Raw genomic sequence first — 15,740 nt, 5'->3', positions numbered from 1 at the left:
GGGACCGCAGCGCCAGGGTGGCGGTCGAACTAGCTGAGGCGAAGGAGCGGCGAACCAAGATCGACACATACTGGCGGGCTCATAGAACCAAGGTCAAGAAGCGGTGGGCTACTCGTATTGGCAATCGGGGCCAGACGACGGTGGCGGACATCCCCGAGGTCGCGGCGCAGTGGAGCCGAGCCAATCCAGTGCCGTCGGCGAGCGTTTCGGCTACCGCCGAGGTCCATTATCTATGGCGTTGTCCCTTGGACCTGGGTCACCCCATCTGGCCCGCCTCACCCAAGGATCGGATCCGTTCCGGGACGCGGTGCCGAGCATGTACGAGTTCAATCAGGCTCTGCGATCTGCCGATGCTCGCCGAGCAGTACCGCGRGTCCGAAGCCGCCAACGAGATCACGTTCGGCACGAACCAGGCGGTGCCGTGGGCGTGCCGGACCTGGGCGCTCGACCCCGAGACGGGCAAGTGGTACCCGGTCGAGCACAAGTTCGACGCGGTCGTGAAGATGCGAGCCGTCCAGCAGGACGGCTGCCTGATCTGCGCGGGCTACCAGGTGGACCGGACGAACTCGCTGCTGACCTGGTTTCCGGAGATCGCCGAAGAACTTGACGATCCGAAGCTCGACGCAAACCAGTTGCCGACCAGCAAGCACCACGCCCCCCGGAGACGTGCCACCGACGCACCGCCGACGGAGCTGGACGCCGAGTATGCGCGGCTGCCTTGGCGCTGCCGGCATGGCCATCCGTTCGAGGCGACGATCCTGAACCGCGTCTACGGCACGGGTTGCGGCGACTGCTCCCGGTCGGGGATCTCCAAGGAGCAGATCCGGCTCGTGGCCGAACTCGGCACCTGCCTCGACCTCGTTCCTCCCGACGCTCGCGACCCCCGCCTACCCGATGGGGTGCCCGATTTCGACTCCCATCAGCTCCAGCTCCCGGATGAGTACCGGCCGCCGCACTGGCGCCGGAAGGCAGTCGAGGTCGATGCTCTCTTCCAACTCCCAAACGGGCAGATCGTCGGCTTGGAGTACGACGGCGAGTTCCACCATTCCAACGCTCGGCGCGACCGGCTTGCCTTCGACGAGGAGAAGGGCCGTGTACTGATCGTCGCGGGACTAGTCGACGCGCTCGTCCACGTCCGAAGCGGCGACCTACCCGAACTGGCMCCAGCCTCGCCCGACGTCCTCGTCGTCGCGGTATCTACGCGCGCACCCCACAAGCAGGCACTCGCCGTCCTGGAAGCACTCGAGCGCCGCTTCCCTGACTGTGTTCTCGGACTTGCGGCCTACCGCTCGCCGATGCGAGCCAGCCAGCAGAAGATCGCCGACGCCTATATAACTGCGACTTGGGGCTCAGCCCGCCCTCCGCGGCCCAAGTCTCCGCCCGGACCGCGCAGGCCACGCGCGCTGACACCGACAGAGCCACATCCAGAGAGCAGCCTCCGGCCCATCGGCGAGCCATACCGCAACCCGGACAAACCTGCCGAAATCGTCCGGAACTACGCGTGCATGTGCGGGCAGCAGTGCACCCGTGTGCAGTCGCAGGTAACCTCCGGAAACACCAAAAGTTGCGGATGCCTCGTCGACCAAACCCGCAGGCGAAGCCGCGTTCCCATACCACGCGAAGGCACCCGGGAGGCACGCCTATGGGCGAACGCTCGCGGAATACCCATCGGAGGAAAAGGAAAGCTGAGCGACCAGATCATCGTCAGTCACCGGCTGTATTGCGCGAATCGCATGGATCTTCTCAACAAGGCCGGCCTCCTTGAACCTGAGCCCGTGCTCCGATGGGCGAGCGCCACGGGCAGACCACTCGGCGCCCGCGGTCGACTTACCTCCGAGACTTGGCACGCCTACGCCGACGCGCAGCTCGCTCTGCCAGCACCGTGAGATCCAGCAGCAACCACGTCAGGATCGCTATGCCACATCGGCGTGGGCAAGCTGGCCGGCGCCACGATCGTCGTTCCGTCGCTGGAGGAACAACGGCGGCTCATCGACCAGCTTGTCTCCGATCTCGCGGCAGCTGCGGAACATTTGGTGCGGGCGGCAGCACTGCGCAAGGACGCGTCGACCCTGATGTCCCGGGCACTACGCGGCTGACGGGCGTTCCGACAAAACCAGGCGTTGCGATCCATGCGCAGCCGCCACTGGTCATCACAGCGAGTCAAACACCACATCCCCGGCGGCTGCGAGCAGGGCCAGAAGCCGCTGGCGATCGTTGTCACCGCGGGGCAGCGCGGCGACAACCCCCAGGTCACCACGGCGCTGGAACGGATCCGGGTGCCCGCCCCAGCACGGGACGGCCCCGGACCCGGCCAACCCGGTGCCGGCGGACAAGGCCTACAACTCCAAGGCGAACCGGGCCTACCTGCGCCGGCGCGGGATCCGGTGCACCACCCCTGAGAGGCCGATTAGGTCGCGCACCGCAAGAAGCGTGGGCCCAAGGACGAGCGCCCCCGGCCTTCGACCGCGAACGGTACAAGCTGCGCCACGCGGTCGAGTGCGGCGTCAACCTGAGCTCTGTAGTCTCAGGTCGGCGAGTTGAGGGAGTGGCCAGGTGGCTCGTGAGGTCCAAAATCGGGTACTTGACTTGATCGAGTCGACCGGTGCACAGCTCGAGCGGGAAGCCTGCCCGACGTGRCTCCGACGGCCCGGAAGAGCTGAGTGCGCACAACTGTGGCCAGTAGTCGTTCAGACGTACACCGAGCTCACTGGGCTCGATCTACCAGAGGCGATGCCGCCACGGGAGCGAAGATCGCTTGACGCGCTCTGGCACCACGACGACGGCACTGTGAGGATTATTGAGTTCGACGAGGCGCAGCACTTCAACCCGCATCGCGCCCGGACTTTCGATTTCTACCCGGCCACGGCGATCGTCGCGTTCGACCTTGCGACATGGCGCCACCACAGCCAGCAAGCTATCAAGATGCGGGGCGGCGGGTGGGGGAAGCCGAAGCCGCCGCTTTTCCCTGCGCTGGGAGGACGCCACCTCCAGCGTGCGTTTCGGGATCTCCTCGCCGATCTGTTACCGCCTATGAACGGACTGCGACCGACATTGCGAATCGGTCACTTCGAAGTCGAGCTGTGGCTCAGCTCCGCTGACGCCCAGGAGCGGATGCGCCTCCTGCTTACTCGCAAGCTCACAGGCCGAGCCTGACCCCGGTTCGCCGCTGCGCGCCCTCCGTGACGCCCGCTCATGCCACCCTGAGTGCGTCTGCATGGCGCACAAGCGTGTGGTCGCCCGTTGCCAAGCTCTTACCCCGGCACGCCGATCATCAGAAGCACCAAGCCGGTCTGGCCCTCGGGCCCTACCCGTCTCACAGGTCCGGGCCGAGACCAGCCGCCAATCCCAGCTTCGAAAAGCCATCGACGACATCGGCGAGAGATCACCGAATCCCACGGTTGCGGCCGTGAGCTAACACCACAAGGGGCGGTTCACGGAGGAGCGGACGAATGCGTCTGGTTGCGTTCGTGGAACGCGATGCCGCAACTCGTTCCAAATCCGGGCAGTCCGATCCGAGGCGTCGGCCGTCTCGGCCATGCGGCCGGACTTGCTCGGACGTCCTTCTCAGCAGGTACGGTGTTAGAGTTCTATTTCTTGCACCGCATCGGTTCCGAGTCCCGACACCATGATCAGCTGGGGTCGGCGAAGTGGCCCCCACCCTGGAAATCCCGTCACGACGTTTGCCACAAGACGTCCAGCGCCTTCGCTCCATACGGGTTTTTCAGTRGCAAATAGCAGCCGATCCACCCGCAGCCTCGCCGCAGCATCGCATTTCTTCGCAACCTCGCGTCTCCCTGCCTTCCCGACCATCTTGTCGGCAGAACTTTTACATTCCGCTATAGTGAGGACATCATCCGAGTACGTCACCAGGTCAAGTTCCACCTCTGGGCCATCTGCAGATTTAAGCTCAACTTCCTCCACATCGTCGAAAAATCTGGCACCCGTTTTCGCTTGACGGCGCAGGTATGCCGACAGTAATGCCACCGTATCGCCGTTCTGGTGCAAAACCTCGCGGCCAGCCGGGTGCAGATCGTAGAACCACTTTGGCTCGGCGAGCGGCGCCCGCCACGCGGGCGCGTCCAGGTCGTTCCCCGCATCGCAGCGCAAGCAGATCCACCGCTGACCGATTCTGTCGACTGTCTGGAACTGTTTACGCCCGCAGGTGGCGCACTCGAGCACCAAACCTCGCCGAAGAACCCCCGAGCGTAGAGCCGCGTCGAGGCGTTCACGTACGCCTTCCGCTGCCACGGCAGGAACACGGCTGCACATACCGACGAAGGTCAGGACGCCTTCCGCCCGCGACATCGCCACGCCTTCTTCATCCGGGTAAGCCTCATCGCTGCGCGCGCTCGTCGGGAACATCGCTCGCAGCCCGGGCAGGAGAGACCCGCCGAACAGCTCGACGTACTCCCTGCGTCCGCCGAGCATCGAGGCCAAGAGCGCCGCCCGGCGTCCGGCGTCGCTGCGCTGCGCGATGATCCCCTGCTGTCTGCATTTGGCGGCGATCCAGCTCTCGAGACTCAGGTCGCGGAGTGCGGGTCTGGCGAGCTTGTTCTCCGGTCGTATGCCCACTGCCACAAGATCGACCTGCGCGGCCTGGTAGGACACTCCGTCGCGACTGCTTCGCACCGATGCAGACGGAAAGGGGGTGGGCTCTGCCAGGAGCTCGTGACCGGCGACGTCACGTCGACGAACTGCTCGGCCTGCTGCCCAGCGGACATCGACATGCCAGTTCAGACTCGGGACCGTGCTCAACTCGGGGCTGGTCAGTACGGGTGGGGGAAGCGGCGCGGCCATGACCGTCGTGCCGGTCCGGTCGACGGTGACCGGAACGGTCACGGCGCTGTCCCACTGATCGCGTATCGCGAGCGCGACCGACGTGGGCTGCTGCCAGGACAGTTCCGGCGCCGGAATGACCTTCAGTGGCTCCGTTCGCAGCGGTGGGCGCCTTGGCATCGATTTTCGGTCGTCGTCACCGGCGATCTTCTTGTCTGGCCAGGAGACTGAGATGATCGGATTGGGCGCCATTAGGCGCTCGCGGGCCGCAGCAAGCTCATCGGCTGTTTGCGATATCGAGGTGACCGTGAGTCCATCTCGGGACCGGCGAAGGGTCTGGGCGAGATGGGCGACGCCGTACCCCAGCGCCCACGGCAACTCGCCGCGGTCGAAGCCTAGGGCCGACGGCAGCCAACAGGCCACGCCGAACGTCTGTTGCCACAGGCCCGCAAGCGCGAAGTCCTCCGGCTCGTCACCCAGCACGAGTAGTCCGGAACGCCCGTAGCCGGTCCCCGTCAGGATCGGCTCGATATGGCTCATCGTGCGCTCGTGTGCACTCGTCGCGGTTCGCGTATCGATGCCCCCGGCGACTCCTGGGTACCAGACCAACTCGTCAGGTGCTCCGGCAGCGGCGAGGCCGCTGCCGAACAGCCGGTCAATCAACCGGATCAGTGTCTCGTCGTCGAGGTTCGGCTCCACCGCGTCCCGCAACGGAGGCTCGGCGACGCCGGCCTGCAGCGCGACCGCGGCACCGACCAACCCACCCCACCCTGAGGGACAGCCCAAGACTGCGCCAGACCAGGTACCAGGAACATCCTCGATATCCACAAAATGGCCGGCGGCCTCGTCGCCGATCGACATGAACTCTTCACCGATCGACGTGACGTCCTCGCCACCGATCCCGTAGACTGAGCAGACCTTCGCGATCTCGTCGCGGGCGGCCTCGTCGGACTCCGAGTCGATCTCGTCGTTGCGCATCGACTCAAAGGCGCGGTCCCGCTCTTCGGCCTTCAGCAGCGCCCCACCTTCAGCCGCGGCTTGGAACCAGCCCGGCGTGAAGTGCTCGCGGTCCTCAACCGTGGGGCTGTAGGTCACGACGAAGTCCGGATCGTATGCCTGACACGCGCTCAGGAGGATCGGATCGACCTTGCCCTCACGGTGCGGCACGACCACGAAGCCGCCGCCTCCCCAGATGCGGCTCGCGCGGTAGAGCGCACGGCGAGCCCAGTAGCTCCAGTGCTCACCTCCATCGATCACGATGATCACTCGGGAGGGGCGCAGCGTCAGCCTCACCGAGGTATACGAGAACGGCGCGGGAGAGATCACCGGCCCAATGAACCACAGAGATCCGACAGACCAGCAGTCCAGATCGGCGCTGCTATGTCCGCAGCCTTCACGGCCCAGCGCAGTAGCTTCGTCAGCCCATCGTCCCTCGCAAGCCACTCATCGCGGTGGGCTCAGACCGCTCGCGTAGGCGCTTCGTCGACGCGCTCGCGCTGCGCCCCACGATGCGCGTCCTGGAGCTCGGCTGCGGGACAGGACTCGTGAGACCGGCACCGCCATCACCGCCGTACACGGCTCGGCAGCCATGCTGGCCCGCGCGCGGCGCCGGGCCGCGGGCACCCGGTTCCTCGAGGAAGACCTGTCGACCTGGCGGTTCGCGCCCGACCAGTTAGACCGTACGACTGCGTCGTGCTGGCCTTCGTGCTCCACAAGCTCACCCCTGCCACCCGCATGTGGACACTCATCGAAGCAGCGCGAGCCATGACGCGAGACAGGCTGGTCAGCGTGCTCGACTGCCAAAGAGGGCCAAACGGTCCGAGGCCGGCGCTGAGCCAGATTCGGCACCCTGACCAGGCCGCCTCTCGACGCATAGGCCCCGGAAGGTGCGTCTGTCGACGACCGAGGCTTAAGAGCCGATCTTGCTCGTAGACCTTGCTGTGATCAAGCCGACCGCAGCCAGCCACTCAACCTCTTGAGCCTTCAGACCTAGATTCGCCAGTAGTGCTGTTGAAGATCGCGGCGGGCTTCTGGATTGATCGATATCGGGTCTGGGGRCGTTCTGGTCGTTTCCGCGCGTGCCGGGAGCCCGGATGCGCTCCGGGTAGGCGGGTCCAGGTCCTGTCGGGCTTGGGAGAGCGGCGGTGGTGTCGGTCAGGCTGTGACCGGACTGGCCGTGCGTAGCGCGGCGAGGGCGTCGGTGAGCCGGTCGCCGCGGCCGGGTGGCAGTCGCAGGAGGAGTTGGCCGGCGTGGCGGACGAGCCGGCCGGGGACGTGGAGCAGGTCGTGGCGGAACCGGGCGGCGTGCGCGCGGCCGGCGTGCCGGTCATAGCCGGAGATCGCCTGTAGGAGCGCGGAGATCCAGCCGGCGAGGATCGCGGCCCACATCCAGACCCGGTTGACCGCCGGGTCGGCGGATGGCAGGTGGCGTAGCCCCGCGCCGAGCTTGTGTTCCTTGATCCGTGTCTCGACGTCGGCGCGGMCGCGGAACCACCACTCGACGGCGACGATCCCGTCGGGTTCGTCGGCGGGGAGGTTCGTGACGATGAAGCTGACCGCCCAGCCGTGGTCGGCGACGCCGTCGAGCATCAGCGCCAGCTGACCTTTCGGGATCGTGCGCCGCCGCCGGGAGCGCGGGTCGGCGGAGACCTCACCGGCCGTGACCTTCACGCGGCGGACGATCGTGTAGGTCCCGGGCGGGGCACCGGCCGGGGCGTAGCCGGCGGCGGCGACCTGCGCGCCGCGCATGTCCCGGGCGTCGGTCCAGGCGTTCTCGGGACCTGGGCGTGAGCCTGTCACAGCGCCGGGCTGCGCGGCGCGGCGATCGCGAAGTCACCGCCGGCCGCGACCACCGCACGCATGAACCCGGCCGAGAAGAAGCCGCTGTCGGCGCGGAACAACGGCGGCGCACGCACCGCGGCGGGCAGCACCGCCAACGCCCGCCGCATCAGGTCGACCACGAACGGCCGCGGGTCCTGATTCCCGGCGAGCAGCTGGGCGGCGAGCGTCAGCCCGGTCGACGCCCAGCTGATCAGAAGCGGCCTGCCTGCCTTCTTCCCGTCATGGGTATAGGCGACGCCGCGCTTCGCCCGACCGTAGACCTCCACATCGGTCGAATCGCAGTCCAACGTCGGACGGTGCGCGACGAGGTCAGCGCGGCGCTGCGCCGGCAGGAAACCCATCATCCGCTGCCCGACCGTGGCCAGGCCGGCCTCGATCCCAGCGAGCTGGCCAGGACCGAACCGTCCGGCAAGCCGGGCCGCGGACCGCGACGGCGCGAACGGCAYCGGCGCCAGCCACGCCCCCGCCCGATCCGCCCGCGACCGGTCCAGCCCGGCCAACGACGACTCGCCCCCAAGCTGGCTGACCGCGATCCCGACCAGCAGCTCACCGTCACTCAGCCCCCGGTCACGCTGTTTGATCCGCCCGATCCCGCCATCGAGCGCGCCAACGACATCGAGCCGGTCAACGAGCTCGGTCACCGCGACCAGCCCCGCCGACCCCGTCACCGTCGGATCCGGGGCACCGATCCGCGCCCGACCCCGCCCACCGCCCGACACCACCCCCGGGGCCGGCTTCCGTGCCGACGCAGCGCTGACTATCCTGACCACCTGACGGGTGCCTTTCGCCTGGGCTGATCGGTTGGCTTCGCAACCCCGATTCTCCCTGCGCGACAGGCATTCGATCACTTTCTGGAGTCAACAGCCCGCCAACCCCGCACCGCTACTGGCGAATCTAGGTCAGACACGTCGGGGCGGTTCAGAGCCGCCGCAGGCCCCCAGCAAGGCCCGCGAACAAGACCTACTCCACCGAGCACGAGCCGAAGACGTCCTCCACTGGCAACACCACCAACGCCCCATCTCCGCAGAAACCCTACGCAAACGACTCCGCGTCGGCGCCCCAACCTCGCGCAGACTCGTCGCACAGCTACGCACCGACACCCACACCCAGATCGAAGACACCACCAAACCCATCGACGGCCAGCCCCGGCAAGACTGATCGAAGCGCACCGGCGATCCCGTGCTCACCGCTACCCCAGCGAGCGCGGGATCGCCGCGAGCACAAAAAGCTGCCCAGCTTCAGCGATCGCATGTTCTATGGACGGCGCGACCCCGAGGGGTGACGCGAAGGGCAGGAAGTCCAGATGGCTGCTTCAATGATCTACCGCCCGGAGGACGGCGCGACACGGGACCTCGGGTCGACGTCGTGCGTGCGGGCGACGCTTCGATGATCATCCGATGGTCCCTACGAACGCAACAGCACCCCTTCACTTCGCTGCGCGCMGCCCCGACATTTCCGCGGCCTTGCCGCCGGCCGATGGGTCGGCGGCTCGAGGATCCGACTCGCAGTGTGTGTTCATACGAGTACGATCTGCCGCATGGCGTCGGGATCGCGTCTCACGCTCTGGACGAGACTCGTGTTGAGGGATTGAGCTGTGCCGTACCTGGTGTGGGTCAACTTGGAGTTGGCTGATCGGGATGACGACCATGGGTCGGCAGATGAGCAAGTTCCCGAACTGATCGGGGACTTGCTCGAGGCCGGTTGGGAAGTCCTCGTCCGTCGGGTCGCCGACGAGGAGGACGACGGTGTTGAGGATGACGTCTCGCCTCCGGAACTGCTTGATGTGCAGATCCTGGCCTACCCGCAAGGTGCCTACGTCGGCCTGATCGTGGACACCGCCAGCCTTCGTGTCGCCACCGCGGTCGGCCTCGGACTAGGCGATCATCTGACCGATGCGGCGCCGGTGTTGATGGGCTCGACGACCCGGTCGCTGCGTGTGGACGAGGTGCCCGAAGGCCGACGCTTCGAGCCTCCCCAGCCCGACGCGGCTGTCACCCGGCCACGTTTGCGACTCGCACAGTATCTACCTCCTAATCTTCAGACGCTGTGTGCGCAGTTCCTGATCGCCGGGGCGATCCGTGGCATCAACGACCCGACCGAAGGGCGCCCGGAAACCATTGACCCGGTCGACGTCGTGGCCGCGACCGTCACCGAGTTCCCATGGCACAACGAGATACCCACCGAGCTGGCCACACTTCTTGTCGCAGCCGCTCGCTACGAGGCGCAGTACGGGGAACCTCGACCGTTGACCGGTCGAGGCGAAGGCGACGCAGCCATCGGCGAGGCCCTCCTCGAGACGGTACGAGCGGATCAGGCCACCCCCGCTACCGACTATGACGACGACGACCGGATGCGGGGGCACGTGCTCCTCCACCAGTTCGCGGAGGAGCGCGAGCTCGACTGGACGCGCGTCGATCCCGATCTCGAGCGAGACGCCAGCGACGCCCGCAACGACGAGCGACTCCGCACCGTGCTGTGGGCCGGGCTGCGCGCTTTGGCAACCATGACCCAGAGCTTTCCCCCAACCGCACGCACACCATGGCTTTGGCTCTCCCACCTCGACACCGAGGCGGTCGATGTGATCGCCAGCACTCTGGCCGAGCGGGACGAGGAGCGCGTCGAAGAGTCCGACGAGGACACCTCAGCCGCGGTGTACGGCAGCACCCGCGCTCTCCTACTGATCCGCATCTCGCTCCTGCACCCAGAACTGATCGAATCGGATGCCGTCGGAGAGCTATGCACCTCGATGGGGCAGCACGCGACTGGGGCCGACCCGCTGATTCACCTCCTCTTTCACGTCATGGGAGCGCTGGGCACCAAGCACCTGCGCGCCGTGCCTGACTCGCCAGAGCATCCGGCTCGCGGAAAGGCAGCAGCCAGTCTCGCCGTCGCGGTGCAGGCGCTCGAGGACGAAGAGCCCGACGCCATGGATGATCTCTTCGCGGTCCTCGAAGAGATCATGACGCAGGCTGACGACGCTCCCCGGGTGCTTCTCGATGTCATCTGCCAGGCGACCGAGGCGGCGGGCTCCCAGCTCGCGAGAGAGATCGCGGACGAGCTGATGGAGCATCCGTCCGAGCTCGCCTGCGTCATCGTCGACGACCGACGCATCGACAGTCACATCAGGCGACACTTGCTCGCCGAAGCCTGCCTCGTCAGCCCCACGGTCGCCGCTGACGTCGCGGCGAGTTTCCCCGAGCTCGCGAGCGCCGACCCTCGAGCCGAGCCCGCGATCCGCCACGAATTCCTATCCTGGTGGACGAAGACCACCACGCTCGCAAAACACGAGACGCTCACCTCAGCGATCACCGAAGCGATCGATCTCAGCCCACCGCGCGGCAAATCCCTACTCCAAGCCATCGCGGACGGCCACGGCACCGACAGCCCAGCCCCAGTCACCACGTCGACCCGCGACCTCGCCGCTGCAGTGGCAGAAGCGATATCAGCCCTCACCCTAGCCGCCGACGCAACAGACCTACCGCTCGWGATCCTTACTTAGCCGCAGCGCACGACAAGCGTCAGAGACAGGTCTGTGTCTTGAGGGCGCACCCGAACGTGCCGGGGCGGGCTACCTGTGCTGTAGACCTGGGTCCTGCGACAGCAGGCTGGACCCGTTCTACACATCAAGATTGACAGTTCTCTATGGTCGGCTGATGTCGAGGATGTAGGGGCGGATGTGAAGCTCTCGCCCAGCTTCCTTTGCCTGGCCGCCGAGTTCCTCCTGGAGTTGGYGGATGGTCGGCGCTTTCGTGCGTGACCAGCCTGTTGGCCGTTGATCCGGGGCGATCCAGTAGACGAGGTAGATCCCGTGAGTGAGCGTGCTAGGAAGTAGGTATCGCTGTATTAGTTGGCCGTGCATGGCGTCCCGAAGTTCGTCATTGTTGACGAGCTTCGCCTCGATCACCGTGCGTGCCGTTCCTGGTGGATGTGTGTTGGTGGGCGTGGTGGCGGTGATGTCGATGCGAGTGCCGATCCCGTGTTGGTGGCGTCGCTGGACCTGCACCTCGCGGTCGACTACCAGATCACGGTCGAATTTCATCCCAAGGTTTCGGCGGATCCAGTCAGATATATCGTCTTCGCTCTTCGGCTTCGCCCCGCCCCACAGGTCACGGAAGGCGCCGTCGTGGGTAATTTTATGTTGGAGGATGCCGAGCTGTTCGATGATGACGGTGAGGAGATCGTCGTCGTTCCGGACCAGGCGCGCGTCGGGGCGGCGGAGCAGTTCGAGGAGGTCGTGAGGTCTCGTGGCCGCGATCGACAGGTCGGCTTGCCGGATGCGGGCGACTCGTTCGTACCGTCGGAGGACCTGTTCGTCCAGTGGCGGTCGCCCGGCTCCCAGCGAGGCGATCTCTTCGCGGGCGCCGACGTCGGCGAGGCGGCGAAGCGCCTCGTTACGGGCGCTCCGGGCGGCGCCGGTGGGATCGACACCCCATCCCGACTCCGGTATTGGATCCGAGTCGTACGGGAACCCGTCGAGGAGGACGCGGATCGCCGTGGTCAGGCGCGCTTGGTCCAGGCCCGCGATTCGCAGGTATCCGGCCACGACGGCGAGCTCGGTCGGCGGCGGGGGGTCGGCGGCCCAAGCGTCGACGGTGCCGTTGGGGTCGAGAGCCGCGAGATGGTGAACGGCGCGTGCTGCCAGCGGGGCGTCGGTGTCGGCGGCGAGTACGCGGCAGACAGGGAGCGCGGTACCCGGTGCGGTCCTGGCGAGCAGGTCGAGCAACCAGATGCGGATCCCGCTGGTGTACTGGCCGCCGACAAGGCGCTGGGCTATGTCGGACGCGAGATCGTCCGCGAGGTGGGTGTATACGGCGTCGGAGGGAAGGAGATCCGCGTCGGCGGCGTCGAGGACATCCAGGTGGTCAAGCGCTGCCTGGATGATGTGTGCTCGGCCCGGGCGGGGCGCGGAGTCGATAAGCCGTAGGCGCAGTTCGCCGTCACCGCCATGCCCGCTGTCCCAGGCGGCGACGATCGCCGGTGCCCATCGYGCCCACACGCCGAGTTCCAGTGCGGCCAATTGTTGAGGTGCGTGGCAGGCCAGGGTGGCCATGAGGAAGACGCCGGACCAGTCGGCCAGAACCTGGCCGGGGCTGACCGTCCTGGAGCCCGACCATGTGCTGGAGGTGGGCTGGTGCGAGCTGACGTAGGCAACACCCGTGCGCAGCACGAGGTGCTGGTCCTCGAGAGTGAGGACTGCCCACCCGGGCCGTTGTGTCAGGTCGTAGCTGACAGCGTGGGGCCCGGGGTCGTTGTCCTCGTCGAACGCGAGCAGGTGCGCGATCTGGGGCCATGACTGGATGTCAGTTTCGACCCGACGCAGCGCGGAATCGAGATCAGAACGCACCCTGTCGGCTATCTGCGACTGCTCTCGTCGATAGGCCTGTTCCTCCGCCGCGGCMGTCGCCATCGGGGTGACGCTCTCCGAGTCCAGTTCGACGGACCCGCGGAACCATCGCATCGCCTCGTAGGCGGGGTGTTCGGGTGGCATGCTGAGGATTCGGTCGGTGAGACCGGCGGTCGGCGTCTCCACGAGGCGAGCAAGGCACTGCGCGAGGACCGCTGCGGTATCCGCCGGAAGTGCCGGGAGTTCGTCGAGTAGCCACTCGGYGTCCTCCCGAACGAGTAGCTGCAGGAACAGCAATACGTACCAGGTGTCTCTGGCGAGGGGGTCGGCGACCGCGAGCGCTAAGCTGCGTCGCCGGGCTGTGTCGCCGTCGCTCCACGGGAGCGGTTCTCTGCGGGTTTCGTGGGTCGCCCAGCGTCCGGCACGCGCAGCCTGCGTCACGAAAGCGGCTAGGGTCGCGCGGACCGAGCGGGAATCCGCATTTTCCCATGCTCGACGGACCAGCCCCGTGAGCAGTCCTCCGAAAAGGCGATCGTTGGCGAAGTCTCGGCCGTGAGCCGCTCCCCACTCGAGGAACATCGGAAGATCTTCTTCGGGGATGCGGTCGGCGAGTGCCTCCAGCGTCCTCCGATAGGCGCCGAAGAAGGCCGGTGATTGGCGGGGCCTCAGCACGCGGGTGAGTTCTTCGGTCCCCACGATCCCGGGGTACAGGGCGTCAATCAGCACCGCGAAGATCTCGTCGTCGGGATCGTCGGTGGGGGGCCGGTCAAGTAGATCGCGCAGAGCGCGCCGGTCATTCTCGTCGCCGAGATCGGCGACGGCGCTGACCGCGGCACAACGCGCGTAATCGCTCCACGACGAGACGCGGGCAGCCTCACCGAGCAAGGAGCACAGGCGTCGGCACCTTCCCGCCGCAGCGAGACGAGCGATCCACCACAGCTGCGAGGAGGTTGCCGGGCCACCAATCAGTCGGGTTTCGAGCAGGTCAGCGAGGCCAACGTGGACCAGCGCGCTGAGGTCGATCCCCCAGTCGGGATCAAGGTCCTCGGCGGCGGCCTCGAGCAGCCCATCGACTACAGCCGCCCGGGCCCCGTCCGAGGGCAGTTCCACGGGATACGACGCGAACATCGGCGCGTTCTCGGCCAGCAGGCCCGCGACCAGCGCCGGTCGCAGCGCGGCGAGCCATGCCGCGACCCCAATCCTCTCTGTGGGCAGCAGCCCGTTGGCGTGAACGCCCAGCAGGGCCGGGATATGAGCCTCGCTCACATCGCGGTGCGCCAGATACACGGCCGCCAGATACTCGGCGTACTGCTGGTGACGGAAAATCACCGTGCCGGAGCTACCCGCGTCGAACAGCGCCGTACCCACGACGTCCCCATAGTCCTGCGGGAACACCATCCCGGACTGGTCCGGTTCCGGGTCGGAAGGAAGATCCGCCACGCCCACAACTCCGGGATCACACTGATTTCCCGTCGTCAGTAGATGCACGCCGGAGAACGTCGCGAACGCCCCCAGCCGCTCCGCTACTCGCGACGCGCGGTCGCGCGGCAGGCGTTGTAACCTACCGTCGTCAGTTTCTTCCAGAAGGCGTCCGACCTCCCACTCGATCGCCTCCAGCTGACTATCAGGCAGCCTCTCATTGGACTTCCAATATCGGGCGAGTCGACCCAGCTGCTGCGGAGACGCCGACAACCGCCCCAAGCCGGCCGCCACCAGCGCATCGACGAACCCGGAGCCGTCCACACCCGCCGCCGCCGCGAGCCGTCGCGCCGATTCCTTGTCCAACGGAAGAAGTTTCAGTTCCTCGAAGGCCGCCAGTTCGTCGCGCAGAGTCGAGGCGAGCGACGACCGCCACGCGGCCGCGCGACACCCCAGCCTCCACAACCCGCGCCGAACCGCGGACGCGGTGAGCTCCTCCCCAAGAACCTGGTAAAACCGGGAGTTGGCAATCGCCGCCTGGTCAAGCGCGTCGAGATACAGCGGGACGCTGGCGGAGCCTGCCGCCCTGATCTCGGACGTGAGCTCCTTCAACGTCACCATGGCCGCGTCCACATATCGCGCGCCTGGCTCCAGATCTTTCAGCGCCCGCAACGTCGTCGTCTTCCCCGCGCCGCCCGCGGCGAGAAGCGCAAAACTTGCCGAACCGGCGAGCAACTCCGCCGCATGCCGCGGCTGCGTCTCCACGCCGGCCCACCACCTACCATCCGAAGGAGGAAGGAGGAAGCCCTCGTCATCCAGCAGCACGGCGCGACCGGAGCCCAAGACGAACCGATTCACTCCGTCCCACGCGGACACGACACTCCTCCCGACCAGCTAACCGGTGCACAGGCTCCTCGTCTGCACAGGCGCCCTCGCGGCGCCTCCGCGTCGCTCGAACGTACCGGCCCACTGATGGCCCGTAGGCGTTGCCGGCCTCAACCTGTACTTCGACGGCCTGCCCAGCTCCCCCAACGAACGCCACCTGGCGGTCGCCCTCATCGACGCCGGCGCCACCTCCGGTCACGTCGGCGTCAATCAGGGGGTCGACGGGGTCGACGGGGTCGGCGATCGAGCGTCAGTCGATCCCTTTCGCACACCACGTGCACCCTCCCAGAAGGTCTGCGGCGCCTCTCGGCGTGGACCGACTCGGCCCATGCGCCAGGTCGGCAGACCGGTGGATGGACCGTCCGTGGAACCGTAGCTGGCCATCGGCCGGCTCCATGAGGTCTGGGCTTGATGCCATCGTTGCCCCGAGGGATAGATCCATTTGTGGAAGCTGGTGGAATGGTGGCGGGCGCGG

8 protein-coding genes and 1 pseudogene are annotated in these 15,740 nt (G+C 66.9%); 5 read left to right on the top strand and 4 right to left on the bottom strand.

Annotated elements, in window-relative coordinates:
* Positions 1–350: 350 nt before the first annotated feature.
* The 3 genes from BL253_RS27695 (at position 351) to BL253_RS39640 (ending at position 3,153) form a co-directional block, all read left to right on the top strand.
* On the top strand, positions 351–1,886 hold the full coding sequence (locus BL253_RS27695; protein ID WP_076820246.1) for a zinc-ribbon domain-containing protein: 1,536 nt from the start codon (positions 351–353) through the stop codon (positions 1,884–1,886).
* 42 nt (positions 1,887–1,928) lie between these two features.
* Positions 1,929–2,096 carry a restriction endonuclease subunit S domain-containing protein gene (locus tag BL253_RS42495; protein ID WP_158230430.1) on the top strand — a complete coding sequence of 56 codons (168 nt, stop codon included), beginning with the start codon at positions 1,929–1,931 and terminating at the stop codon, positions 2,094–2,096.
* A 691-nt stretch (positions 2,097–2,787) separates the two neighbouring features.
* Complete coding sequence (locus tag BL253_RS39640) at positions 2,788–3,153, top strand: hypothetical protein (RefSeq protein WP_081438754.1); 366 nt, start codon at positions 2,788–2,790, stop codon at positions 3,151–3,153.
* 426 nt (positions 3,154–3,579) lie between these two features.
* Here the strand turns inward: BL253_RS39640 and BL253_RS27680 are convergent, their stop codons facing one another.
* From BL253_RS27680 to BL253_RS27670, 3 genes are all read right to left on the bottom strand, one after another.
* Complete coding sequence (locus tag BL253_RS27680; RefSeq protein ID WP_076820243.1) at positions 3,580–6,102, bottom strand: hypothetical protein; 2,523 nt, start codon at positions 6,100–6,102, stop codon at positions 3,580–3,582.
* 828 nt (positions 6,103–6,930) lie between these two features.
* The gene (locus BL253_RS27675; protein ID WP_131831591.1) at positions 6,931–7,575 is read right to left on the bottom strand and encodes a transposase; all 645 of its coding nucleotides are present in this window, start codon (positions 7,573–7,575) and stop codon (positions 6,931–6,933) included.
* Complete coding sequence (locus tag BL253_RS27670) at positions 7,572–8,285, bottom strand: transposase (protein WP_158230429.1); 714 nt, start codon at positions 8,283–8,285, stop codon at positions 7,572–7,574. Before BL253_RS27670 ends, BL253_RS27675 begins: the two co-directional genes overlap by 4 nt.
* Positions 8,286–8,559: 274 nt before the next feature.
* On the opposite strand from BL253_RS27670, the pseudogene BL253_RS44075 reads away from it, so the two are divergent.
* Together BL253_RS44075 and BL253_RS27660 are read left to right on the top strand one after the other, a co-directional pair.
* A pseudogene (locus BL253_RS44075) lies at positions 8,560–8,775 on the top strand (hypothetical protein); the annotation flags it as partial.
* Between the two features lie 436 nt (positions 8,776–9,211).
* Complete coding sequence (locus tag BL253_RS27660) at positions 9,212–11,116, top strand: hypothetical protein (RefSeq protein ID WP_076820240.1); 1,905 nt, start codon at positions 9,212–9,214, stop codon at positions 11,114–11,116.
* A gap of 141 nt (positions 11,117–11,257) precedes the next feature.
* Here the strand turns inward: BL253_RS27660 and BL253_RS40520 are convergent, their stop codons facing one another.
* Positions 11,258–15,256, bottom strand: coding sequence for a hypothetical protein (locus tag BL253_RS40520; RefSeq protein WP_076820239.1), 3,999 nt, complete (start codon positions 15,254–15,256; stop codon positions 11,258–11,260).
* Between the last annotated feature and the right edge of the window lie 484 nt (positions 15,257–15,740).

This window comes from Pseudofrankia asymbiotica, from assembly GCF_001983105.1.
In the GTDB taxonomy this organism is placed as follows: Bacteria; Actinomycetota; Actinomycetes; order Frankiales; family Frankiaceae; genus Pseudofrankia; species Pseudofrankia asymbiotica.
Note: the sequence above shows the minus strand (reverse complement) of the source record. Positions and strands in the feature narration are given on the sequence as shown.